The following is a 660-nucleotide window of genomic DNA, read 5'->3' as shown; positions in this document are numbered from 1 at the left end:
GTTCTCACCGAACCAGTAGTAGAAGGAGCCGACCTTGATCACACCACCGCCATGGGCGTGGACGACCGCTCCGGTGGTGTCGGTGAACTGGGTCGCGTTGGTCACGGTGACCGGGGCGGCCTGGGCGGGCGATCCGGCCACCAGCAGGGTGAACACGCTCATCGTGGCGGCCAGCACGAGCGCGAGTGTGCGTCGGAGCATGGGAGTTCCTCACCAACGGTTTGCGGAATTGTTGGTATGTGTGCGGCTCTGTCGCTGGACGGTAGAGCGGAGGGGTGGGCCCGTCAAGACTTGATACATCCGACGTATAGCAATCCAGTCTCTCCCTGTGGACTGACTCCCTGGTGGGTACCGAGTAGTTTCGTCCGCCCTCTGGACAGAGTCTGACCTGTTGCCCATTAATACATCCAGTGTCATCCCGGTGGGATGTACGCCTTCGTGCGGCTCCCGTACACGCCCACCCTCGCTGATGACTCATCCGATCTGTTCGGTCCGCATGCTGATCCGCAGCACGGTCCGTGCTGTCCTGAGGACAGTCAGGAGTGAACTCCCTTGTCAGAACCGCTCACTCGCCGAAAAGTGTTGATGGGCATGGCCGCCATGACGGTCGCCGCCGTCGTCACGCCCGCTCTGGCCGGCCCCGCGCACGCCGCCTCCACC

1 protein-coding gene and 1 pseudogene are annotated in these 660 nt (G+C 63.2%); one reads left to right on the top strand and one right to left on the bottom strand.

Features of this window, described 5'->3' with window-relative positions; genetic code table 11:
* Positions 1 to 201, bottom strand: a pseudogene (locus P1P70_RS45490) (beta-xylosidase); the annotation flags it as partial.
* Between the two features lie 351 nt (positions 202 to 552).
* On the opposite strand from P1P70_RS45490, the gene P1P70_RS45980 reads away from it, so the two are divergent.
* On the top strand, positions 553 to 660 hold a 108-nt coding region (locus tag P1P70_RS45980; RefSeq protein ID WP_413471704.1), incomplete at its 3' end, for a twin-arginine translocation signal domain-containing protein.

The organism is Streptomyces sp. MB09-02B (assembly GCF_033794485.1).
Taxonomy (GTDB): Bacteria; Actinomycetota; Actinomycetes; order Streptomycetales; family Streptomycetaceae; genus Streptomyces.
Note: the sequence above shows the minus strand (reverse complement) of the source record. Positions and strands in the feature narration are given on the sequence as shown.